Genomic DNA, 23,242 nt, shown 5'->3' with positions numbered 1-23,242 from the left:
TGCCGGACATGTCCGAAGGCTAGGGCCCGCCTGACGAGAATATGGCGGTCAGGTGCCGGGCCGAACTGACGAGGCTTCTCGCGGACACGCGTTTTCGCGTTACGTAACGTCACCGCGCGATTTTAACGTATCTCGCAGAGTTATATTTTACCGGCCATACGGACGGGGCCAAGGCCTATTCGATCGCGGTGGATGTGCTGGGCCGGGGGGCTTCGTTCGAGCCCTCGCTCGATCCGATCGTCCGCATCGAGATCAGCCGGCTGAGATCCGCGCTGGAGGCCTATTACGCCACCTATGGCCGTGAAAGCTCCGTCTCCATCGAATTGCCGCGCGGCCGGTATGCGGTGCGGTTCGTGGCCAGCGGTAATGCCGCCGTCACGCTGCCGCAGATGGCCGTGCCGGAGCCTCCGCTTCCGGTGCGCCCGGAGCCGGAGGCTCCGTCGGCTGCCGCGCCGCGCAGGCCGTCGCTCCGGCGCTGGCTCTGGCCGGTGGCGGTTGCCTGTCTGGCCGCGGCTACCCTGGCGCTGCTGCTGCTGCGGTTGCCGCAGGGCAGCCCTGACGCTGTGGCGCCCCCGACCGTCCAGCTGACGTTGAGCGTGGCCGATCCGGCCATGGCGGGCCGGTCGGAGGCCTTGCGGGACTATCTGATGGCCGCGATGCTGCGCTTCGGTACCGTGCGGATTGCCGATCCCGCCGCCGCGCGGCCCGCATCGGATTACCGGGTCGAGATCACCTACAGCGAAGCGCAGCAGGGGCGCAGCGCCCGCTGGGCCTTGTTCGACAATCGCTCCCGCCATCTGGTCTCGGCCGGGGTGGAGGATCTGGATGCGCGCGGAATCGCTCCGGAATTCGCGGATCGGCACCTGGCGGCGGTGCTCGCAGTCCGGCTGACCGATATGGACGGGGTGATCGCGGGTGCGGAAATGGAGCGCGCGCCGGCGGGCGCGCTCGGCAATGTGTGCATCCTGCGCGCCAGTCACGCGCTGGAGCTGCAGGATTGGCGCGACATCGGCGCCGCGCAGAAATGCCTGGAGGAAACCGCAAGCGCAGACCCAGAGAACGCCCGTGCGGTGGCGTATCTGTCGATGCTGAGCGCGCTGAAGGGCAATGATCCGTCGCTGGAGCGGGCCGAGGCGCTGGCCGAGCAGGCGATGTCGATCGACCCGACGTCGGATGCCGCCGAACTGGCGCTGGCGCGGAGCCGCTTTGCGAGGGGGCACCTCGATACGGCCATTGTCTTTGCGCAGCGGGCCCTGGCGACGAACCCCTATAATGCCGATACCGCCGGGGCGCTGGCGGTCTATTTCTTCTCGCGCGGGGAATGGGGCAAGGCGGATGCGATGGTCGGCCTCGCCTCGCGCTACAAGCGGGTGGCGCCTGCCGATGCGATCCTGGTGCGGTCGCTGAACTCGTTTCGCAATCAGGATTGGGCCTCGGCGGCGCAATTCGCCGATGAGATCCTCTCGCTCAATGGGACGGCGCGGGTGGTTCGGGCCGCAGCGCTGGCCAAGCTCGAATTCGAGCAGGGCCGCTCCTCCGGCCTCGAAGAGCTCTACCGCCGCTATCCGGAGCTGCCGCGCGATGGCGAGAAGCTGATCCAGTCACAGCTCTACCGCCCGGAATTCTCCGCTTCGCTCGAGGATGGCTTCGCCCGGGCCTCGTCTTATGTTCGCGATGCCGGGACGCCTTACTGAGCCCAAGCGGGTATCGGGGCGGCGATTCGTTGCGGTGCTGTGGAAATAACGGCCGCATCGGATCGTGGGCGCGGGCATTCTCGCGTGTTTTCATGGGGGTTCTTATCAAGATACCGCCATAAACCCACCGAAATCCGGGGTTACCGTAACCGTTACTTACTTCCCATGCGGGGTTGGCGGGCACAGGCTGGGGCTGTTGCGTCAGAGGACCGGAGGCACCCATGACACATGCGACCGAGGTGGCCGATACTCCATCCGGCATCGAGGGCCTTGCCTGGGTTCCGGGCCGCACCTTCATGATGGGCTCCGACAGCCACTACCCGGAGGAGGCTCCCGCCCATCCGGTGACCGTCGACGGGTTCTGGATGATGGAAACCCCGGTAACCAACCGCCAGTTCATGAAATTCGTGGAGGCGACGGGCCATGTCACCGTGGCGGAAAAGGTGCCGGACGCGAAGGATTATCCGGGCGCGCTGCCTGAAATGCTGAAGGCGGGGTCTTTGGTCTTCGTGCAGCCGGCGCGGATCAGCGGGCCCGATATCTTTCAATGGTGGAACTATGTCTTTGGCGCGGACTGGCGCCACCCGCTGGGCGCGGGCAGCGACTTGCGCGGCAAGCTGGACCATCCGGTGGTGCATGTGGCCTTTGCCGATGCGCAGGCCTATGCCGCCTGGGCGGGGCTGGATCTGCCGACGGAGGCCGAATTCGAGCTGGCGGCGCGCGGCGGCCGCGACGATACCGAATTCGCCTGGGGTAACGAGCTGATCCCGGGCGGCGTCCCGGTGGCGAATACCTGGCAGGGCATGTTCCCGACCCAGAGCACCAAGCCCAAGGGGCAGGAGCGCACCAGCGCGGTGCGCACGTTCCCGGCCAACCCGTTCGGGCTTTACGATCTGATCGGGAATGTCTGGGAATGGACCACCGATTACTGGTCCACCCGCCATCCACAGCCCGCGCAGCGCAGCTGCTGCATTCCGGTGAATCCGCGCGGGGCGGCAGCGGAGGGCAGCTACGATCCGCAGCAGCCCCAGATTCGGATCCCGCGGCGGGTGCTGAAGGGGGGCTCGCATCTGTGCGCGCCGAATTATTGCCGGCGCTATCGCCCCGCCGCCCGGCACGCCGAGCCGGAAGATACCTCGACGAGCCACGTCGGCTTCCGCTGCGTGAAGCGCGTGGCGGGCTAGGGGGTGGCGATGGGATATCCTGTGCGGATTTTCGCGGTGATGCGGGGGGTGGGGCTGCTGCTGGCAGCGCTGATCCTGCCCGCAATCGCTCTGGCCGAAGCGCCGCTGCCCTCGTGGCAGGAGGGCGCGGCGAAGGTCGTCTGCCGGACGATGATGCGGTGATGCGCATTGCTCTGCTCCAGCCATTCGCTGACCTCGGAAGGCTGCAGGAAACGCGCGGTGGTGCCGCGAAACTGTATCGGGCCGGCAAAGGGGCGGCCAACGCAGCGGGTTTCCGCAATCCCGAGGGATTGCAGGGCCGCAGCGTAATATTGCGCGTGACAATTGCCGGTGATGACGATCCGGGTCGTCACGAAGCGGCAGCCTTTCGCACGAGAGCGATCAGCTCGCCGACGTTCGATACCGCCGAAACCTCGCCGGTATCGAATTCCAGCTCGAACGCATCCTCGATCTTCAGGAGCAGGTTGATGTGCCGGATGGAATCCCAGCCATCGACATCTGCGGCGACGGTCTCGGCGTCGATCTCGCCCGGCGAAACCTTGAATTCAGCGGCGATGATGGAAATCACCTTTTTCGTGATGTCGTCCGACATTCATCGACCCTCCCTGGCCAACATCCAGACTTTCCTGTTCTCGGAGCGGCTCATCTTGCCCGAAGTGGTCTTGACGAGCGTGCCGGGTGCGACGAGCTCGATCGAGCGCACCTGCAGCGTCAGGCGCTGCGCGACCCGCTCGCGGATCTCGCGCTTCAGGCTGCGCAGGCTGGCCGGATCCTCGAGCTCGGTCTCCGCCATCACGACGCATTCGTCCGAATCCGTTTCCGGATCGAAAATGTCGAAGACCACGGCGCGACCCGGCTTCACCCCCTCGATCGCCGAGAGGACCTGCTCGATATCCCCGACATAATAGTTCTTGCCGTGGATGATCAGCAATTCCTTGGTGCGGCCACAGACGAAAATCTCGCCCTCGTCGCAAAAGCCGATGTCGCCTGTGCGGTACCAGCCATCCTCGGTGAAGGCCTGCGCGGTGCCCTCCGGGTTGCGGTAATAGCCGTCGAAGACGAAATCGCCCGAAACCTGGATCTCTCCGGCGGCCTCGCTGCGCGCGCCGGGGCAGACCTCGACCCGGCCGGCTGCGGTCTCGATGCGCACGCGGATGCCCGCGATCGGGCGGCCATTGGAGACATGCTCGGCCCCGCCTTCGCTCAGCCGCCGCACCGGCTGGCCGGGCTCGGTCAGCGCGACCGGGTCGATGCGCAGCGTGCGTACCGGGCGGCTCACATCGGATTGCGAGATCGCGAACACGGTTTCGGCCATGGCATAGCAGGCCTGCGGCGCGGCGGGCGAGAGGCCCTGATCGGCGAAATAGCTGCGAAACTGCGCCAGCGTATCGGCGCGCACCGGCTCGGAGCAGCTGATGATGGCGCGCAGCGTGCTCAGGTCCTGGCGCGGCGGCTGCGCCGCCTCCACATAGCGGCGGATGTGCGAGAAGGCGAAATTCGGCATCCAGCAATGGCTGGCGCGCCCCTCGGCCACCACCTGCAAAAGCCGGTGCGGTGCTGCGACCCACTCGAACGGATCCAGCGACAGGATCGTCGCCCCGAGCATGATCGGCATCAGGAAGCTGCTGAACAGCCCCATGTCATGATAGAGCGGCAGCCAACTCGCGACGATATCGTCGCCGGTGAAGCCGAGGCTTGCGGCATAGGAGGCGATCTGGCGCTCGATCTGGCCATGGGTGAGCATCACGCCCTTTTTCTGGCCGGTGGTGCCGGAGCTGTGCTGCAGCAGCGCAACCGTCTCGACGCTGCGGGGCACGGGCACCGGCGCGGGCGGCGCCATGTCGCGCCGCCTCGACCGAAAGCACCCGGGTCGCGCTGTCGGGCCCGAGCGCGGCCTGCACCGGCGCCTCGTTCCCGGCGAAGGTCACGATCATCCCGGGGGTGACGCGCCGGAACAGCGCCGCATGCGCCGCCCAGTAGCTCTCCGGGTTCTGCTTCGGCGTGGCATAGGGCAGGAAGGAGGGGATGAACCCCGCCATCATCGCGCCGAGGAATGCATCATAGAGCTCGCGGTGATGCTTCAGCACGATGAAGATGACGCAGCCCGGCTCCAGCCCCGCCGCCTGGAACAGCGCCGCATAGTGCCGCGCCCCTGCATGCAGGTCGCTATAGCTGACATCCGTGCAGGTTTCGCCGGAGAAGAAGCGGACCGCGCAGTGGTCGCCCTTCGCGGAGGCGGACTGTTCCAGGGAAGTAATCAGGTCTCTCAAGAAACAGCTCGTCTGACTTTCGGCAGGCCATGAAGTCCGTGCCATTTCGGTGTTGCGCATTTTTGCAGTTTTCCACCCCGGCGCAAGCCGGAAATGCGAGGCGCGGCAACAAGCGGCCAGGGTAGGGCGCGTGGCGCGGAGCCAGCCGAAGGCGGCCGCCTGCGCGCGTAGCGTTTGACAGATTGGGGCTTTAGCGCGAACATTGCTCAATTGACGACGATGCAACCGCCCACTGTTGACGATTCGTAGTTAGACTTTCGGAATAATCCCATGAGCCATTTTTCGGTGGTGCGAGACGCGAGTCTCGCACTGAGGAAGAAATTGTTCGATGCGCTCGGGCCCGGTCCCGATGTCGATTTCCAGATCGACAACGAAGTCACGCAAATCGTTCTCGATCCTCCGACCGAGGATGTGGCCGATGCCGCCGTGGTCTCGCTGCACCTGTATCACATTGCCGCCGATGCCCAGCTGCGCAATCAGCCGCTGCTGCCGCTGGGGGCCGGGCAGATGCTGCAGCCGCCGCTGCCGCTGCGGCTCTATTACCTGATCACGCCGGTCAGCGGCACCGAGGCGGAGCGGCAGCTGCTGCTGGGGCGGGTGATCCAGGCTTTTCACGATGCGCCGATGATCTCGGTTCTGGCCGGGCAGCCCGTGGGCGACAGCCATGGCGGCGGCAGCCCGGAGCTGCGGCTGGTGATGGATATGCTGCCGCCCGACGAGATCTTCCGCCTGTGGCAGGCGCTGGGGGCCCGCCAACGGCTTTCGGTGGCCTATCAGCTGCGCGGCGTGGTGGTGGACAGTGCCCGCGCGCCCCTGCCCGCGGCGCGGGTGGGCGAGGCGCATGTGCTGGTAGGGCAGGCGGGAGAGGGCGGATGAGCCGCGATGTCCTCAGCCGCCAGCTGGTCCGCGCGGGCCAGGCGCTGGATGGCGTCACCGGGGGCCGGTTGCGCGCCCCCCTGCGGCTGGAGATCCGCGCCCTCAGCCCGGGCCGGGCGCAGATGCTGGCGGTGAGTATCACCCCGGAGGGCCTGTTCCGCCTCCATGCCGATCCGCAGAGCGCGCTGGCGCCCGCGGCCACCACTTTGCGCCTTGGTTTTGCCGCCGATGGCTATGCGCCCTTTGAGGAAACCCAGGCCTTCACCGCCGCGCAGCTCGCGCGCCAGCCGGTGGCGCTGCCGGGGGGCGCGGTGGCCGAGCGGATCGCCGGGCTGCCGCGGATCGGCGATGTGCGGCTGATGCCGCTTGCGGTCGCGCTGCGCGGCACGGTTCACCGCGCCGATGACCCGGACGCCCCCGTGCCCGGCGCGCGGATCCGCGTCAGCCTGCCCGCCCCGGGCCTGCCCGAGATCGCGGTGGGGCCGGGCGGCGCCTTCGCCTTCGCCGCGCTGCCCGTCGTGGCGGAGATCACCCTGGCCGCCACGGCCCCGGGCTTCCGCCCCGCCAGCTTTCGCCACCGTCTCGATTTTACCCAAGCCATCAACCGCACGAGCCTGACGCTCGCGCCCGTCTGAGGACAAAGCCATGCCCGAATATCTTGCGCCCGGCGTTTTTGTCGAAGAACTTTCCGGGGGTGTGAAGGCCATTCAGGGGGTCTCCACCTCGACCATCGGTTTCGTCGGTGTGACCGAGCGCGGGCCGGTGAACCGCCCGACGCTCGTCACCAATATCGGGGATTTCCAGCGCATCTTCGGCGGGGTGCTGGATCCGCGCATCTATACCGGGGAACGCCACGCGCTGCCCTTCGCGGTGCAGGGCGCCTTCGACAATGGCGCCGGGCGGATCTATGTGAACCGGATCCTGGGTGCCGGTGCGGCCTTCGCCACGGCGGATCTGTTCGGGGATGTGGCCACCAGCCCCGCGGTCACCGGGCTGGCCGAGCGCGCCGCCGCCGGGGCGGTGCTGCTGCGCATCGAGGATGGCACCAACCTCGCCGCGGGCGACCAGATCCTGATCCTGGATGGCCCGCGCTCCGAATATGTGACCGCGGCGGCCGCCCCGATCGAGGAGGGCGTGATGCTTTCCGGGCGGCTGCATGCAGCCATGGCGGATAATGCGCCCGTGCGCCGGCAGGGCGCCCCTGTAGTGGGCACCGATCTCACCCCCGGGGTTACCGGCGCGATGGCGGCGGGGGGCGGGCTGCTCCTCGATGCCGCGCGCACGGCGCTTTTGCAGGCGGGCGATGTGCTGCGCCTGAGCCATGCCGCGGCGCCCGAGCTCACCGAATTCGTCACCATCGCCGCCGATGGCGCGGCCGGCTTCGTGGAGGGCGCGCTGCTGTTCGATCATCCGCAGGCGACGCTGGCCCTGGCCCGGGTGACGCTCGCGAATGATGGCGCGGCCACGCAGCTGGATGGCGCGGTGGCGGCGGGCGGGGGGCTGCTGGGCCTCGATGCCGTGGCCGGGATCGCGGCGGGCGATGTGCTGGCGATTGGGGCCGGGCTCACGCCGGAATATCATGTGGTGCGCTCGCCGGTCGCGGCGCTCTCGATCGCGGCGAGCCCGACCTCCGCCATCCATGGCCAGGGCGTGGCGCTGCGCCGTCAGGCGGCGCTGTTCCGCGCTCATGCCCGCGATCAGGGCGCCTGGGCGAACCTGCGGCTCAGGCTGCGCGCGCGCGCAACGCCCCTGTGCGAAACCACCATCGCCACTGCGGCCGCGCAGGACGACAGCCCGGTCCGGGTGGTGAGCGCGGTGGGGCTGGTGCCGGGCTCGGTGGTCTCCATCCGGCGCGCCGGGGCCGAGATCGCGCGCCAGCGCGTCAGCCGCGCCGATACCGGCTCGGGCGAGGTGGAGCTGGAGGGCGGCGCGGATGTGGCGCTGCAGGTGGGCGATACGGTGATGAGCCAGGAATTCGGCCTCACCGTGGAGCTTCTGGATGCGGCCGGAAAGGTGACGATGGACGAATCCTTCGACAGCCTCGCCGTCGATCCGGCCCATCACCGCTATGCGCCGCGGATCATCGGCGCTTTTGAGCGGGCCACGGGCCGCTCCGCGGAGGCCGGGCTTTCGGATCTGATCCGCCTGTCGGATCTGACGATGGATGATGCGGGCCTCGATATCGGCGGCGCTGCGGCGCTGCGGCTTTCGGCGCCCTTCCCGGGGGTGAGCCGCGCGCTCGCCGGCGGCTCGGATGACCTCGCCAACCTCGACGAGCGCAGCTATGTCGGCACCGCCGCGCCCGATGTGATCGACCGCACCGGGATCCAGGCGCTGACCGGGGTGGATGACATTTCCATCGTGGCGGCGCCGGGGCAGGCCGGGCAGCTGGTGCAGAACGCGCTCCTGACCCATTGCGAGCTGATGCGCTACCGCATCGCCGTGCTGGACAGCGCCCCCAACGCCCGCCTCGCCGATGTCCAGGCGCAGCGGCAGCTCTATGACAGCACGCGCGGCGCGCTCTATTACCCGTGGCTGGAGATTTCGGACCCGTTCGGCCGCCCCGCGGACCGGCTGGCGGTGCCGCCCTCGGGCCATGTCTGCGGCGCCTTCGCCCTCACCGATACGGAGCGCGGCGTGCACAAGGCCCCGGCCAATGTCGTGGTGCGCAATATCCTCGGCCTGCAGGCCACAATCACCACCGGCGAGCAGGAGATCCTCAATCCGCGCGGCATCAACGTGATCCGCGATTTTTCCGCGCTCGGCCGGGCGAAGCGGATCTGGGGCGCGCGCACGATTTCGTCGGATACCGAATGGATCTATGTGCCGGTGCGGCGGCTGTTCCTGTTCGTGGAGAAATCCATCGAACGCGGCATGCAATTCGCCGTGTTCGAGCCGAACGACAGCTTCCTCTGGGCCACGATCGAACGCTCGCTCGGCAATTTCCTCACATCGGTCTGGCGCAGCGGCGCATTGGTGGGGGCCACGCCGCAGGAGGCATTCTTCATCGAGGTCGGCCCCTCGACCATGACCCAGGCCGATATCGACGCCGGGCGCCTGATCGTGCGCGTGGGCATTGCGCCGGTGAAGCCGGCCGAATTCGTCATCTTCCGCATCAGCCAGAAAACCGCCGGGGCCACGGCCTGAGGCCGCCCGCCGAAAAGGAGTATCGCCATGGCCGTTGGAGACCGCATCGACCCCTTCGCCCAGTTCAACTTCCTGCTGCAGATCGACGATGTCACCACCGCGGGGTTCACCGAGGTCAGCGGCCTCGAGAGCACGCAGGAGACGATCGACTACCGCGAGGGATCGGACGAGCCGATCCTGCGCAAGCTGCCCGGGCTCATCACCGTCGCCAATATCTCGCTGAAGCGGGGCATGACCAAGAACGGCGATCTGTGGGCCTGGCGGCAGACCACGCTGCAGGGCAAGACCGAGCGCCGCGGCGGCGCGATCATCTTGCTCAACGAGGAGCGCAAGGAGGCGCTGCGGGTGAATTTCCGCGAGGGCTGGATCTGCAAATGGGAGGGGCCGTCGCTCAATGCCTCCACCAATGAGGTGGCGGTGGAGACGGTGGAGATCTGCCACGAGGGGATCGAGCTCGTCATCAAGTGACGCCCGAAAGGAGGGCCTGCCATGCCAGCGCCGGGAGGGGGCGTGCCGGGGGTAAGCGTCGAGACGGTGGACCTGCTGCGTCCCCGGATCGAGCGGCTGCGCACCGATATCGCGGGCTTCGCGGGCTATGCGGAGCGCGGCCCCCTGTTTCAGCCGGTGCGGCTGCAGACCTGGCGGCAGTTCCTCGATAGTTTTGGCCCGCCGCTGGTGCCCGGGCATGTGGGCGAGGCGGTGCGGCTGTTCTTCGAGAACGGCGGCGAGGCCTGCCATATGGTGCGGATCGCGGATGCGGATCCGGCACAGGGCGCGGCGGCGGCGCGGGCCGCGATCCCGCTCGGGCCTCCGGGGGCGCCGCTCGGTACCTTGCACCTGCGCGCGGCCTTCGCGGCCATTGGTGCTGCGCGCGCACCGGGCGAGGGGCCGGGCCCCGGCCCCACCGGCGCGCCCGGCGCGGGCGCGGAGGCGCTCGAGAACCCCGGCAGCTGGGGCAACCGGCTCTCTGTGGTGCTGCGGGCGGCGCTGGCGGGCCATACCACCGCGGCCGCGCTGCAGCCCGGAGATGGCGCCAGCACCCGGGTCGCCGGTCTGGCGGGCTTCGTGCCGGGCAGTCTGGTGCGCCTGCTGCAAGATGGCCGCGCCGCCCCTCGGCTGGGCCGGGTGCGAGGGGTGGACACGGGCCTCGGCGAAATCCTGTGGCACCATCCGCTCGCGGGCCCCGGCTTCGGCAGCCTCGATCCCGCCCGGCCGATGCGGCTCGAAAGCCTGGCGCTCTCGCTCGAGCTCTTGCTCGACGGGGTGGCCATCGAGCGCCATGAGGGCCTGTCGCTGAGCCCGGACCACCCGCAGAGCATCTCGGCCGCGCTGGCCGCGCGGAGCCCGTGGCTCGCGGCCCGGGTCGAGGCGCCGGATGCAGCGCTGGAGGACCCTGAGCTTTGGGATTTCGCCGGCCTGCCACAGCCATTCTCCGGCGGGCGCGACGGGCTGCGCAGCGTGACCAAGGCGCATCTCTTCGCCGGGCTCGATGTGCTGGCGCGGGTGGATGAAGTCTCTCTCCTCGCGCTGCCCGATCTGGTGCTGGCGGCGGAACCACCCGCGCCGCCGCAGTCCTTCGCCCTGCCGGACCGCCCCTGCCAGCGGATGGAGGCGCCCCCTGCCGGGCGCCTCAGCGGGCGGGTTCTGGATGCGGATACCGGCCGGCCGGTGGCGGGCGCCCGGATAACGGGTCTCGGCGCCGCTTCGGCCGCCGCTGCGGTGCTCAGCGGCGCGGATGGCCGCTTTGTCCTCAGCGGCCTGCCCGCCGGGCAGGTGGCGCTGCGGCTGGTGCACCCGGCCTATGGCGCCGCCGAAGCCTCCGGCCAGAGCTTCCCGGTCGCCATGGCGCAGGCGCAGGATTTCATCCTGGCCCCGGTCGCGCTGCCGCCGCGCTTCGATGCCGATACCGTGGCCGAGGTGCAGGCCGCGATGGCCGCCCAGGGCGAGCGTGGCCTCTACCGCGTGGCGATCCTCGATCTGCCTCAGGGGGCCGCGGCGCGGATCGAGGATGTGATCGGCTGGCGGCGCCGCTTCGATACCAGCCACGCCGCGCTCTATTGGCCCTGGCTGCGGGCGATCCGCGCCGATGGCAGCCTCGTTACCCTGCCGCCCTCGGGCGCGGTCGCGGGCCTGATCGCGCGGATGGATCTGGCCGAAGGCCCGCAGCGGGCGCCCGCGAACCGGCCGCTTTCCGGCATCGCCGGGCTGGATCTGCCGGTGACGGCGGCGGAGCATGCCCTGCTGAACGAGGCCGGGGTAAACGTGATCCGCGCGAGCCCCGGCCGGGGCATTGCGCCGCAGGGCGCGTGCACGCTGTCTTCGGAGCCGGAGCTGCGCTTTCTGAATGTGCGCAGGCTTTTGCTGATGATCGCGGAGGCGATCGAGGATGCTCATCAATGGGCCGTGTTCGAGCCGAACGACCGCAGGTTGCGCGATGCGGTGACACAATCGCTCACCGCCTTTCTGGCCGCGCTCTGGCGCCAGGGCGCCTTCGCGGGCGCGAGCCCGGCCGAGGCTTTCCGCGTCAAATGCGACGAGGAGAACAACCCACCCGCGATCATCGACGCAGGCCGGATGGTGGCGCAGATCGCGGTGGCCCCGGTGCGGCCCTATGAATTCATCCGGCTGCGCCTCGGGCGGGCCGAGCGGCTTTCGGTACAGGTGGAGGAGCGCAGATGATCGACCTGCCGCGGATGGACCCGCTTCCGGCCTACAATTTCCTGATCACGCTGATGGAAAGCTCGGGGGTGCTCGGCGGCGCGCTTTCGGCGGCGGCGGGGCTGGCGATGGGCGGCTTTTCCGAGGCGCGCGGGCTCGAGAGCACGCTGGAGATGGAAACCTATCTGGAGGGCGGGGTGAACGACCGCGTGCACCGCTTCCCGACCCGGATGAGCTACCCCAACATCACGCTGCTGCGCGGGGTCGGCCTCTCCGAGGACCTGTGGCTCTGGCACGAGGAGTTCCAGGCCGGCAAGGGCACCCGCCGCGATGGGCTGATCATCTTGCAGGACCGGATGAAGATCCCGGTCAAGACCTGGTCCTTCTCCAACGGCCTGCCGGTGCGCTGGAGCGGGCCTGCGCTGAAGGCGGGCGAGGGCGCCGTCGCCATCGAGAGCATCGAGATCGCGCATGAGAAGCTCACGCTGCTGGCATCGCCCGGGCAGCTTCTCGCATCCGTCAGCCCGTTCTGAAAGGGGGCATCATGGCCGTTCGCATCAATGAGGTCGTCTCCGAGGTCGAGATCTTCGACCCGGCCGACCTGATCACCCCGGGCTTTCTCGATGAGGTCGCGCGCAGGCTGGAGCGCCGCGGCCGGGGCGGATCGCGCGAGGAGGAGCTGCGCCGCGCGGACCGGGGCCTCGCGCTCCGCGAGGGGGGCTGAGCCATGGGCAAGCTCAGCTTCCAGAAGCTGGACCTGGAGAAAAACCCCATCGGCGAGCCGGTGGAGGTGCAGTTCAACCCGACCGAATACGGCTTCGAGAAGACGGCGAAATTCGGCGAGGTCAGCCTGCCGGGGCTGGACAGCCCGATCCTCCAGTTCGTGCGCGGCGAGAGCGAGAAGCTGCGGCTCGAGCTGTTTTTCGATGGCACCTCGCCGCCCGGGGGCGCGGGGCTCCTCGGTGCGGTGACCGGGGCGATTTCGGGCGCGCTCGGCGGCGGCGGCAGCGGCTCGGGCGCGCCCGCGGCGCCGCAGACGGTGGTGCAGCGGGTCGATGCCTTCTACCGGATGGTGAAGATCTCGGGCGCGCTGCACACGCCGCCCCTCGTGCGCATCACCTGGGGCCAGGCCTTCCCCGGCGCCGTGACCAGCGAGAGCGCCGCCCCCACCCCGAGTTTTGACGCAGTGGTGGAGACGGTCGCGCGGCGCTACACGCTGTTTGACCCGGAGGGGGTGCCGCTGCGCGCGATCGTCACGCTCACCTTGCGCGAATACCGCACCCTGTCCGAGCAGCTGACCGAGCTGAACCTGCAAACCTCGGACCACACCCGGGTGCACACCGTGCGCGAGGGCGAGACGCTGCCCTTCATCGCCCATGTCGCCTACAAGGACGCCGCGCAATGGCGGCTGATCGCGCGGGCGAACGGGCTGCACGATCCGATCCGGCTGGTGCCGGGGCTGGCGCTGGCGCTGCCCCCGCTGGAGACGGCGCCGGTCGAGGCCAGCGGGCGGAGGGCGTGATGAACAGCGAGGCGATCCACACCGGCCGCAGCTTCTATGCCCCGCGCTTCATCCTGCGCGTGGATGGCCGCCGCGCCGAGGGCAACGATGGCCGCGCGGTGGAGCCCCATGTGATCCGCGATGTGATCGAGCTGACCTTCGAGGACAATCTCGACGAATACGAATTCTTCGAATTCACCCTGTCGGACTGGGATCCGGTGCTGAACGCGCCGAAATATTCGAGCCCCTACGATGGCGCCGGCCGCCCGCGCACCGATGGCGCCGGGCACGAGATCCCGGCCTTCGAGCCGGGCATGGCGGCGGAGCTGGTGCTGGGCTACTACGGGCCGGAGGAGCCGGTCTCGAAGCTTCTGGGCACCATCGTCACCGTGAGCCCGAGCTTCCCCGAAAGCGGGCTGCCGCAGATGAAGGTGCGGGCGATCTCGAACCTGTTCCAGCTGCAGCGCGGCCCGCTGACCCGCAGCTTCTCCGATCAGACCGATACCGCCATCGCGCAGGCTCTGGCGGGGGATCTGGGCATCGGGGTGGCCACGCCCGCGGGCCAGTCCGGGCGCGAGGTGGCCAATGCTTTCGTCATGCTGAACAACGAGCCGCCGGTGAAATTCCTCGCCCGCCGGGCGCGGCTGCTGGGCTACGATCTGGTGATGCTGCCGCCGCCGCCCGCCGATCTGGGGCTGGAGGTGACGGGGGGCGGCGCGGGGGAGCCGGTGCTGTTCTTCGGCCCCTCGGAAAGCGCGACGCCCACCTACCGGCTCGGCTGGGGCAAGACGCTGATCCATTTCGACATCGCGCTCCGGATCAAGGATCAGGTCGGCAAGGTCACTGTTCAGGGGCTGGACCCGACGAAATCGGGCGATGCGCGCAATATCAAGGGCGAGGCGACGCTCGCGCAGCTCGGGCTCGATTTCCCGGATCCGAAGCTCTTCGACCTCGTGGCCGGGGCGCTCGAGGCCACCGAGACGCTCGAGCCCGATGCCGCCGTGCGCAGCCAGGCTGAGGCGGAGGCGCGCGCCCGCGGCCTCCTGCTCGACCGGGTGCGCGACATGGTCACCGCCGAGGGTGGCACGGTGGGCTTCCCGCATCTGCGCGCGGGGGCCACCGTGCGCATCGACGGGGTCGGGCCGCGCTATTCCGCCGACTGGGTCCTGACCAAGACCACCCACCGCATCGACGCCAATGGCTATACCACGCGCTTTTCCGCGCGGATGAAAACGAGGTCTGCATGAACGCCGCGCTGCAATCGCTGATGAAGGGCCTCGTGCTGGCCGAGGTGGTCGATGTGGACGACCCGGAGAAGCTCGGCCGGGTCAAGGTGAGCTTCCTCACCCTTTCCGCAACCGAGCCCGGCGACTGGTGCGACATCGCCCGCCCGCTCGCCTCCGGCGGCTTCGGCATCTGGGTGCAGCCGCTGCCCGGAGATCTGGTCGTGGCCGGGTTTCTGGAGGGCAGGATCGAGAAGCCGGTGATCCTGGGCGCGATCTTCACCGGCGATGCGAAGCCGCCCACCGACAAGCAGCCGCAGGTGATGCTGCAGACCCGCAGCGGCCACAGCCTGCTGTTTGACGATACCGAGGGCGACGAGGCGATCACGCTCACCGACAAGACCGGCAACATGCTGAAAATGTCGAAGGACGGGATCACCATCGAAAGCCCGAAGGACATCACCCTCAAGGGCAAGAACGTCACTGTCGAGGCCAGCGCGCAGCTAACCGGCAAGGGCGTGCCCATCCACCTGAACCCATGACCGGAGGCGCCCGTGAAAACCGAATTTCCAGATAGCCCCGGCGTTTCGGCGAAGCTGTTCACCACGAACCGCCGCCGCCCGGGCTCCGCCGTGGGCGCGGGCAACATCGAGGAGGTCCATGCGCTGGCGATCAAATGCGCCTATATCGTCCATCCTGCGGATCCGCCGGCGAACGGCTGGCTGGAGCCCGATCCCGCAGGCCCCGCGGTGCTGGAGGCGGATGCGCTTGTGGGCGATGCGGTCAGCTACGAATCCGATCTGGTGCCGACGAAGCCCGAGGCCGACCTGATCGTGATCCCGGGGGGCGCGGTGGCGGTTTCGGTGGCGGTGGATGGCGTGGTGCGGATGACGCAGCAGGGCCTGGCGGATTTTGGCCCCGCGGGCCTCGCCTGGGAGAGCCGCAAGGAGGGCCCGCGTCCGGCGGAGGGCGGCGATTTCACCGCGATGACCCAGGCGCTGCCCGATGGCTTCTCCAACCGCTGGTTCAACGGATACCGGCGCACGCGGGCGCAGGGCGCGGTGCCGCATCTGGCGCCCGGCGCCCGCATCGGCATCCGCCGCCAGGGGGTGGGCGCGGTCTATGGCTTCACCCTGCCGCTGCTGCGTCCGGTGGTCTCGCGGCGCTGGTATGGCGGCAGCGGGCGCGATGATCCCTGCCTGTGGCACGATCAGGCGCTCACGCCGGTGCTCGATACGCTCGTGACCGCGCCCGAGACGCACCGCGCCTATGCCGTCTGGCGCGTGGCCTTCGCGCCGGCGGGGGGGGCGGGTGGCCCCGCCGTGCCCGATCAGAACCGCGCCGTCGCGCTCAGCCTGGCGGAGGCCTGAGATGGGCCAGCCGATCTGTCCGAACCAGGGTATCGCCTTCGCCTTCCCGGATGTGTGCAGCACGCCCACCCCCGGCGGCCCGGTGCCGGTGCCCTATCCGAACATCGCCGATCTGTCGGCCGCGACGGGGCTGGCCGATCAGCTTCTCCTCGGGGGCGGGCAGAAGGCGCTGCTTGCCGAGAGTGAAGTCGCCACTTCGACCGGGGACGAGGCCGGAAATGCCGGCGGCCCGACCACGATCAAGGGCAGGATGCGGGTCGTCTCCGGCTCCTCCAGCGTTCTTTATGGCGGCAAGGGCATCGCCCGCTTCGGCGACCCGACCAAGCAGAACAACGACAATGCCGATGGCCGCCTGATGGGCGCCTTCGCGACCGTGCTGGTGGGGGGCTGAGATGACCGCGTTCCTGGGCCTGGGCTGGCGCTTTCCGATCCGGGTGAATGCCCGCGGCGGGCTCGATTGGGCCGAGGGCGCGGATCTGGTGGCGCAGTCGATCTGGATCATCCTGTCCACCCCGGTCGGGCGGCGGGTGATGCAGCCGGAATTCGGCTGCGACATCCACAGCTATGTGTTCGCCTCCAATACCGCGAACACGCGCGCCAGCATCGCCTCCGTCGTGGAGCGGGCACTTCTGCGCTACGAGCCGCGGATCGACGTGCTGAAGGTGCGCGCCGAGACCTCGGCCGACGGCGAAAGCCTGCTGTTCATCCATGTGGATTACCGCATCCGCGCCAACAACGCCTTCCACAACCTCGTCTATCCCTTCTATCTCAGCGAAGGAGAGGGTTGAGCGATGCCCCTGCCGGTCCCCGATCTCGATACCCGCGATTTCCGCAGCCTGATGGAGGAGGCCCGCGCCCGGATCCCCGCCTTCACCCCGGAATGGACGAATTTCAACGAAAGCGACCCGGGCGTGGCGCTGGTGGAGCTGCAGGCCTGGCTCACCGAGGTGCTGCTGTTCCAGCTGAACCGCCTGCCGGACATGGCCTATGTGCGCTTCCTGAACATGATCGGCACCACGCCGGAGCCTGCGCGCGCGGCGCGGGCGGAGCTGAAGTTCCGCTTTTCGGAGCTGAAGCGGGCGGGGGATCCGCTCACCATTCTGGTGCCGAAGGGCGCGCAGGTGGGGGTGAAGGACCCGGCGCTGAGCCAGCCCATCGTTTTCGAGACGGACGAGACCCTGCGCGGCCTGAATGCCACCATCGCCGCGATCATCGTGCCCGGCACCGGGACGGACTGGGCGCTGGCGGGCAGCTACGATGCGGATGCGGCGGAGCTGAGCCTGCTGCGCCCGTTCCGGCCCTTCGGCGCGGCGGGGGCGGGGGAGATGTTCGTGGGCCTGCTGCTGCGCCCCATGCGCGATGACAGCCAGAGCTATTTCCTCGATCGGTTCCCCGCCGGGGAGCTGGCGCTGACCTGCCTCGTGCCCGAGGTGCTGGAAACGGGTGCCGATGACGCGCCGATCAGCGGCCCCGCCGCCGCGGCGAGCCCGTTTTCCTGGGAAGTGGCGGCGGATGCGGCGGGGGTGGAATGGTCGGTCCTGATGGCGGCCTCGGCCCCGGATCTGGAGGCGAATGGGGCGGCCGCCTGGCGCAGCCTGCCGCTGCGGCTCGATGAGACCGGCGGCTTCCGGCGCAGCGGGCGGATCTATCTCGATATGCCCGAGGACGTGCCGATGCATGCGATGACGGCGCTGCCGCGGGCGTTCTGGCTGAAGCTCGGGCTGATGCGGCCGCCGCAGACCACGGCGGAGCTGGTGGCCGATCTGCAGGCCGAGGTGTTCCTTCCCGCCGATCTCGACCTCGATATCTGGAAAGGGCCGATCGGCCTTCCAGCCCCGCCGCTGCAAGACCGCACGGCGCTGATCGCGCAGCTGCAGGCGCTGCCCGCCGCGGCCCAGCCCGATTTCGCCGCCATTGACCCGGAAGCCTGGGCCGAGCTCGGCTATTCGCCGAGCCCTGCGCCGCATGGGCTGGTATGGCTGCGCGCGCGGCAGGCGGTGCTGCCCGACCGGGCGCCGCAGGTGGCAGGGCTGCATCTGAATGCGGTGCGCGCCACCGCCGCGGTCACGCGTCTGTCCGAGGTGCTGGGCAGTTCTGCCGCGCGCCCGAACCAGAGCTTCGGCCTCGGCCGGGCGCCGGTGCTGATCGACCCGGCGAGCGGCCTGCCGGATCTGGAGCTCGCTCTGGTGCCGCCCGATGGATCCGCGGCCGAGCCCTGGGTATTGGTGCCGGATTTTGCAGGCTCCGGGCGCAACGATCCGCATTACCTCCTTGATCCGGGCACCGGCGTTGTCACCCTGGGTGACGGGGTGCATGGCCGGATCCCGGTCGCCGGGTCGCGGATCGTGGCGCTGCGCTACCGGGTGGGGGGCGGGGCCATTGGCAATGTGGCCGCGGGCACGGTGAGCCAGCTGAAGACCGCGCTGCCGCAGGTGGCCTCCGTGAGCAACCTGCGCGCGGCGAAGGGGGGCTCGGATGCGCAGTCGCTGGAGGAGGCGAAGCTCGCCGCGCCCGCCTTCCTGCGCAGCCGAGACCGCGCGGTGACGGCCGAGGATTTCGCCGATCTGGCGCTGCGCACGCCCGGCGTTTCGCTGCGCAAGACGGTGGCCCTGCCGCAGGTGGCGCTGGATCTGTCGGGCGCGGCGCCGGTGCTGCTGCCGGACCGGCCCGGCGCGGTGACGGTGGTAGCCCTGCCGGACCGCTCCGGGCCGATGCCGCAGCCGACGGAGGCCGAGCTCGCGCTGATCGGCGCGCATCTGAATGCGCGGCGGCTGATCACTACGGAGCTTTTCGTCACCGGCCCGAGCTACCGCCGCCTGACCCTGCTGAGGGCCGAGATCATGGCGGCACCCCAGGCCGATCTGAAGACCGTTCAATCCGCCTGCGCCGCCGCGCTGGAGCAGTATTTCAGCCCGGTCGCGGGCGGCGAGGATGGCTCCGGCTGGCCCTTCGGCGGGCCGGTCTATCATGGCAATGTCTTTGGCCTGCTGCTGGCGCAGCCGGGGGTGCAGCGTATCCTCGATCTGCGCATCGCGCTCGAAGGCGTCACCCAGGACGATAGCGCCGATGTGATCCCCTTGCCCGAGGACGCGCTGGTGGCGCTGCCTGCGGGGCTGATGCAGATCGAGGTGCGCTATGGCCGCTGAGATCCGCCGCCTGCCCGCCTTTCTGCGGCTGGATCCGGTCATTGGCTGGGGCGGGGTGCTGGCCGGAGTGGTGGAGGATCCGCGCGATGGCGCGCTGCGGCTGGCGCCGATGGGCGCGGCGGAGGCACTGCCGCTGGCCGATGCGGCGGGCAGTCTCGGCGGGCTGACCCTGCCCACTGGCGTCGCGATGGCGCCCGACGGGCGGGTGCTGGTGGCCGATCCGGCGGGCGGGCGGATCCTGGTGAGCCCGGTGCCGCCCTGCCCGGGCGGCCCTGCGCCCGAGGGCGGCTTCGCGCCGCTCTGGCCCGCAGCACCGCGCCCGCAGGCGCCGGAGGCGGACTGCGCCCTGCCGCGCGCCCCCGCGCCGCCGGGGCCCTGGCAGCTGATCCGCCCGCGCGGGATTGCCTTTACCGTGGCGGGCGATCTGGCCGTCGCGGATGCGGGCGATGAAGCCTTCCCGGGCCGGCTTCTCATCTATTCCTGGCCCGAGATCGCGCCCCGGCATGTGGCGGCGCTGCCGGGCGGCCCCTATGACATTGCCGTGGCGCCGGACGGCGGGCTCTTCGTGGCGCTGCAGGAGGCGGGCCGGGTGCTGTGGCTCGATCCGCTCTGGCGGCCCGTAGGCGGGGCGCTGTGGCGGGGTGGGGCGGGCAGCCTGCACCGGCCCGCGCATCTGATCCCCGAGGCCGGGGGCACGCTGCTCGTCATTGATGAGGACCCGCTCAGCGCCCGGCCCCGGGTGCAGCGGCTCGATGCCATCGGCCGGGCGCAGCTGCTGCCGGAGGCAGATCTGCGCGCGCTGTGGCAGGGCGCCTATCCGCCGCCCTTCACCCGCGAGGGCGCTACGGTCCATCGCCCGGCGCTGGCCTGCGGCGGGGCCGGGGCGGCGCTGGCGGGCGTGACGCTGGACCGGCAGGGCAGGCTTGCGCAGGGGCCGGTTCTGGTGCCCACACCCGCGCAGATCCGGCGCCGCCGCGCGGGCGGCTGGACCAGCGCCGCGCTGGACAGCGGCATCCAGGGCTTTGCCTGGGACCGGGTGCTCCTCGATCTCGGCCTGCCCGAAGCCGCCGCGGTGGAAATCGCGACCCTCACCTCCGAAACCCCGATCGAGCCCGAGCGCCTGCCCGATCTGCCGGAAACGCGCTGGTCGGCCGCGCGGCGGCTCCTCTCTGCAGACCGGCCCGAGGCGCTGGTGCAATCCGATCCGGGCCGCTTCCTGTGGCTGCGGCTCGGGCTGCGGGGGGACGGCGCGGCCACGCCTGCCCTGAATGCGGTGGAGATCACCGGGCCGCGGGCCTCTTCGCTGGAGCTCCTGCCCGCGCCCTTCCACGACGATCCGGAAAGCCGCCGGTTCCTCGACCGGTTTCTGAGCTATTTCGACGTGATCCGCGCCGAGATCGGGCAGGAGATCGAGCGCTTCCCGGCGATGCTCTCGGCCCGGACCGCGCCGGAGGGGCAGTTCCTCGCCTGGCTCGCCGCCTGGTTCGACCTCGCCCTGCTGGCGCGCTGGCCCGACGAGACGCGGCGGCGCTTCGTGGCGCGGGCCGATGCGCTGATGCGGGCGCGCGGCACTGTGGCGGGGCTGAGCGAGGTGATCGCGCTGCATCTCGGCCGCGCCCCCGCGCTGGTGGAGGAATTCCGCCTGCGCGACTATGCCGCCCGCCGCGGGCCCGGCCTCGACGACCTGCCGGGCTGGGGCCAGGGCGATCCCGCGCAGCCGGGCCTGTTTCTGGGCGGAGAACTCATCTGGCCCTTGCCGGCGCCCCGCATCGAGACCCACCGCTTCGTGGTGGTGCTGCCCGCGGCCTGCGTCCCCGATGCGCAGGCCCGCGCCGATCTGGAGCGGCTGATCGACCTGTTCCGCCCCGCCCATACCAGCTGGCGCTTGGTGCTGGCGCCCGCGGGCATCCGCATCGGCTGTCAGTCCACCATCGGGGTGGACATGCTCTTGGCCGGGGTGCCGCAGGCGCCCCTGGGCGAGATGCGCCTCGGGCAATCCGCCCGGCTCTATGCCCCCACCCATGCGCCGCCCCGGATCGGCGCCGCCGTTCTGCGCGGCCCCTGAGCCCGGTGCGCCCGGTCCAACGGTTTCCCAGGAAGGATTTTTCAGATGTCCGATTGCAGCCCCACCATCCCCTGCGGATTGCATGTTTTCCGCCGGAACACCTATTTCAACGGCAAGCTGCTCACCGAGCGGGATTTTTCCGATGAGCAGGCCTATCTCGTCGGCAAGGACTGGCTGCATAACCGGGCGCTGCATGGCGCGGGTACGGTCTGCGGGCTGAAGGTCATCGCCCATCCGAACCCGGCCTGCCGCAGCCGGTTCCTGGTGCTGGAGCCGGGGCTGGCGCTGGATTGTTGCGGGCGCGAGATCGTGGTGCCGGAAAAGCGGCTGGTGGATCTTCAGGAGCTGATCCAGGCGCAGGGGCTGGAGCTGGCGGGGGATGGCACCGAGGATCTGTTCCTCGATATCGCCTATTGCGAATGCGGCGACGAGCAGGTGCCGGTGATCCTGCCCGATTGCGGCTGCGGCTGCACCGACGGGACCGCGCCGAACCGGATCCGGGAGGGCTACAGGCTGGCGCTCCGCTCCGCCCCGGCGGGGCAGGTGCTGCCGGTGGTGCCGCCCGCGAAGGCGCGGTTCGAATGGGTGCAGACGCTGGTCGCACAGGAGCAGGAGATCACCGCGCTCGCCTTCGACGAAGAGAACGGGCAGATCTATGTGGCCACGCTCTCGGCCAGCGAAGGCGCGCGGATGCTCGTCTATGATGGCGCGACGCATGACCTGATCACAGCGGTGGAGACCGGCGCGCGCGTGCACGATATTGCCGTATCGCCGCGGGGGGACCTGATCTATGTGGCCCGCGCGGTGGCGCAGCCGGTGGCCACGGGCGATCCGGTCTCGGGCGTTGCGGTGTACCGGGAGGCGGATCTGCGCGGCGCTGCGCCGGAGGCTGCGGTGATCGGCTTCGACGATCCGTTGCGGCTGACGGTCGCGAGCGATGGCACGCTGTTTGTGCTGCGGCTCGATCAGGGCGAGATCGTGGCCTTTCAGGACCCGGCGATCAGGGACTGGCTGGCGGCCGCGGCCCCCGCCGCGGGGCCGCAAAACGGGCGTCGGTTCCTGCTTGGCCATCCGGTGGGCGCGGATCGCCCCGCGCGGCGCGGCGCCACGGTGATGCAGGTCTCGGCCAATGCGCGGCTGCTGTTCGTGCTCGATCCCGATCAGGCCGATGCCGCGCGCCAGCTGCGCATCATCGATGTGGCCGCGCTGTTCTCGGGCGCGGCGGTGGCCGAGGCCGGGGACGAGATCACCGTGCCCGTCGCCCTGGCCGGCGCGCCGGTGGCTCTGGCCGTGGCCTTCGATGCGCGCTTCGTTTTCGTGCTGGCGCAACAGGATGCCACCACGGCTACCTTGCGCAAATACCGGCTTTCGGATGCGGGCGGGATCTTTGCCGTCACCCCCGAGGGCCGCGGAGGGGACTGGGCTGGCGCGGTTCAGGACCTGACCCTCGCGCCCGCGGAAAAATGGGCCTATGCGCTCGAAAGCGATGCGGGCGGGCAGGGTTCGATCCTGAGCCTGTCCGTGGATGCCGTGTCGGATCTCGCGGGCTCCAGCCCGGTGAACCCTTCGGGCACGCGCGAGGCGCTGGCCGGGCGGGCGCGGTTCGCGCGGCTGTCTGCGGCGCGCAACCGGCTCTATGTCGCGGCGCTGGATGAGGGGCCGGGCCAGCCGGAGCGCGGCCTCGTCGCGGTGATCGACGTGGCCGAGAGCGATTGCGGCGCGCGGCTGCAGGGTGTCATCGAGGGCTGCGCCAGCTGCGCGGAGGATGACCACGCCCTCACCCTTGCCACGATCCCGGCCTGGCGCAGCGCCGTGCCGATCCAGGACCCGGGCACCGGCGCGGAAACCGACCTGCATATCGACAATATCACCCACCGGCCGCTGGTGCCCTCCAGCACGACCCTGATGGAGACGATCCGCTGCATGCTGGCGCAGGGGCTGGGGCTCGGGCGGCCGGGGCCGCGCGGGCCCGCGGGCCTGCAGGGGCCGCAGGGCGAAACCGGGGCGCAGGGCGTGCAGGGCATACAGGGGCTGCCGGGGGCGCCGGGCACCCCCGGTGCGCCGGGGCAGAATGGCCAGGATGGGCAGGATGGTGAAGGGCTGAACGA

Annotated in this window: 21 protein-coding genes and 1 pseudogene; 19 read left to right on the top strand and 3 right to left on the bottom strand. The window is 70.0% G+C overall.

Annotated elements, in window-relative coordinates:
• Positions 1-188 precede the first annotated feature (188 nt).
• The 3 genes from ACOMG5_RS01905 to ACOMG5_RS01895 all read left to right on the top strand — a co-directional run bounded on the left by ACOMG5_RS01905 (position 189) and on the right by ACOMG5_RS01895 (position 3,040).
• Positions 189-1,694 carry a tetratricopeptide repeat protein gene (locus ACOMG5_RS01905; protein ID WP_420342086.1) on the top strand — a complete coding sequence of 502 codons (1,506 nt, stop codon included), beginning with the start codon at positions 189-191 and terminating at the stop codon, positions 1,692-1,694.
• 221 nt (positions 1,695-1,915) lie between these two features.
• Positions 1,916-2,878 carry a formylglycine-generating enzyme family protein gene (locus tag ACOMG5_RS01900; RefSeq protein ID WP_420342085.1) on the top strand — a complete coding sequence of 321 codons (963 nt, stop codon included), beginning with the start codon at positions 1,916-1,918 and terminating at the stop codon, positions 2,876-2,878.
• A gap of 9 nt (positions 2,879-2,887) precedes the next feature.
• Positions 2,888-3,040: a hypothetical protein gene (locus ACOMG5_RS01895; protein WP_420342084.1), complete on the top strand. Its 153-nt coding sequence runs from the start codon at positions 2,888-2,890 to the stop codon at positions 3,038-3,040.
• 187 nt (positions 3,041-3,227) lie between these two features.
• On the opposite strand, the gene ACOMG5_RS01890 is transcribed toward ACOMG5_RS01895, so the two are convergent.
• From ACOMG5_RS01890 to ACOMG5_RS01880, 3 genes and pseudogenes are all read right to left on the bottom strand, one after another.
• Positions 3,228-3,470: an acyl carrier protein gene (locus tag ACOMG5_RS01890; protein WP_420342083.1), complete on the bottom strand. Its 243-nt coding sequence runs from the start codon at positions 3,468-3,470 to the stop codon at positions 3,228-3,230.
• Positions 3,471-4,694: an AMP-binding protein gene (locus tag ACOMG5_RS01885; RefSeq protein WP_420342082.1), complete on the bottom strand. Its 1,224-nt coding sequence runs from the start codon at positions 4,692-4,694 to the stop codon at positions 3,471-3,473. It abuts the gene before it with no gap.
• Positions 4,695-4,884: 190 nt separating this feature from the next.
• A pseudogene (locus ACOMG5_RS01880) lies at positions 4,885-5,193 on the bottom strand (AMP-binding protein); the annotation flags it as partial.
• Positions 5,194-5,418: 225 nt separating this feature from the next.
• Here ACOMG5_RS01880 and ACOMG5_RS01875 point away from each other — a divergent pair.
• The 16 genes from ACOMG5_RS01875 to ACOMG5_RS01800 form a co-directional block, all read left to right on the top strand.
• Positions 5,419-6,024: a DUF4255 domain-containing protein gene (locus ACOMG5_RS01875; protein WP_420342081.1), complete on the top strand. Its 606-nt coding sequence runs from the start codon at positions 5,419-5,421 to the stop codon at positions 6,022-6,024.
• Positions 6,021-6,659, top strand: a complete 639-nt coding sequence (locus tag ACOMG5_RS01870) for a carboxypeptidase-like regulatory domain-containing protein (RefSeq protein WP_420342080.1) — start codon at positions 6,021-6,023, stop codon at positions 6,657-6,659. Before ACOMG5_RS01875 ends, ACOMG5_RS01870 begins: the two co-directional genes overlap by 4 nt.
• A gap of 10 nt (positions 6,660-6,669) precedes the next feature.
• Positions 6,670-9,171, top strand: coding sequence for a phage tail sheath family protein (locus tag ACOMG5_RS01865; RefSeq protein WP_420342079.1), 2,502 nt, complete (start codon positions 6,670-6,672; stop codon positions 9,169-9,171).
• Positions 9,172-9,198: 27 nt separating this feature from the next.
• Positions 9,199-9,639, top strand: a complete 441-nt coding sequence (locus tag ACOMG5_RS01860; protein ID WP_420342078.1) for a phage tail protein — start codon at positions 9,199-9,201, stop codon at positions 9,637-9,639.
• A 21-nt stretch (positions 9,640-9,660) separates the two neighbouring features.
• Positions 9,661-11,850: a phage tail sheath C-terminal domain-containing protein gene (locus ACOMG5_RS01855; protein WP_420342077.1), complete on the top strand. Its 2,190-nt coding sequence runs from the start codon at positions 9,661-9,663 to the stop codon at positions 11,848-11,850.
• On the top strand, positions 11,847-12,362 hold the full coding sequence (locus ACOMG5_RS01850; protein ID WP_420342076.1) for a phage tail protein: 516 nt from the start codon (positions 11,847-11,849) through the stop codon (positions 12,360-12,362). Before ACOMG5_RS01855 ends, ACOMG5_RS01850 begins: the two co-directional genes overlap by 4 nt.
• Before the next feature lie 11 nt (positions 12,363-12,373).
• The gene (locus ACOMG5_RS01845) at positions 12,374-12,553 is read left to right on the top strand and encodes a hypothetical protein (RefSeq protein ID WP_420342075.1); all 180 of its coding nucleotides are present in this window, start codon (positions 12,374-12,376) and stop codon (positions 12,551-12,553) included.
• Between the two features lie 3 nt (positions 12,554-12,556).
• Positions 12,557-13,351 (top strand): hypothetical protein, encoded by a 795-nt coding sequence (locus ACOMG5_RS01840; protein WP_420342074.1) that lies wholly within the window; start codon positions 12,557-12,559, stop codon positions 13,349-13,351.
• Positions 13,351-14,577, top strand: a complete 1,227-nt coding sequence (locus ACOMG5_RS01835; protein ID WP_420342073.1) for a phage late control D family protein — start codon at positions 13,351-13,353, stop codon at positions 14,575-14,577. The genes ACOMG5_RS01840 and ACOMG5_RS01835 overlap by 1 nt, the downstream gene beginning before the upstream one ends.
• Positions 14,574-15,095: a phage baseplate assembly protein V gene (locus ACOMG5_RS01830; RefSeq protein ID WP_420342072.1), complete on the top strand. Its 522-nt coding sequence runs from the start codon at positions 14,574-14,576 to the stop codon at positions 15,093-15,095. The genes ACOMG5_RS01835 and ACOMG5_RS01830 overlap by 4 nt, the downstream gene beginning before the upstream one ends.
• A gap of 12 nt (positions 15,096-15,107) precedes the next feature.
• The gene (locus tag ACOMG5_RS01825; protein WP_420342071.1) at positions 15,108-15,923 is read left to right on the top strand and encodes a hypothetical protein; all 816 of its coding nucleotides are present in this window, start codon (positions 15,108-15,110) and stop codon (positions 15,921-15,923) included.
• Position 15,924: 1 nt separating this feature from the next.
• Positions 15,925-16,314, top strand: a complete 390-nt coding sequence (locus tag ACOMG5_RS01820; protein WP_420342070.1) for a PAAR-like domain-containing protein — start codon at positions 15,925-15,927, stop codon at positions 16,312-16,314.
• Between the two features lies 1 nt (position 16,315).
• Positions 16,316-16,711, top strand: coding sequence for a GPW/gp25 family protein (locus tag ACOMG5_RS01815; protein WP_420342069.1), 396 nt, complete (start codon positions 16,316-16,318; stop codon positions 16,709-16,711).
• A gap of 3 nt (positions 16,712-16,714) precedes the next feature.
• Positions 16,715-19,069, top strand: a complete 2,355-nt coding sequence (locus tag ACOMG5_RS01810) for a putative baseplate assembly protein (RefSeq protein ID WP_420342068.1) — start codon at positions 16,715-16,717, stop codon at positions 19,067-19,069.
• Positions 19,059-21,134, top strand: a complete 2,076-nt coding sequence (locus ACOMG5_RS01805; RefSeq protein WP_420342067.1) for a phage tail protein — start codon at positions 19,059-19,061, stop codon at positions 21,132-21,134. Before ACOMG5_RS01810 ends, ACOMG5_RS01805 begins: the two co-directional genes overlap by 11 nt.
• Positions 21,135-21,179: 45 nt before the next feature.
• Positions 21,180-23,242, top strand: a 2,063-nt coding sequence (locus ACOMG5_RS01800) for a hypothetical protein (protein ID WP_420342066.1), incomplete at its 3' end; no start/stop codon positions are given.

The sequence above is a fragment of the Paenirhodobacter sp. genome (genome assembly GCF_041916475.1).
In the GTDB taxonomy this organism is placed as follows: Bacteria; Pseudomonadota; Alphaproteobacteria; order Rhodobacterales; family Rhodobacteraceae; genus Rhodobacter.
Note: the sequence above shows the minus strand (reverse complement) of the source record. Positions and strands in the feature narration are given on the sequence as shown.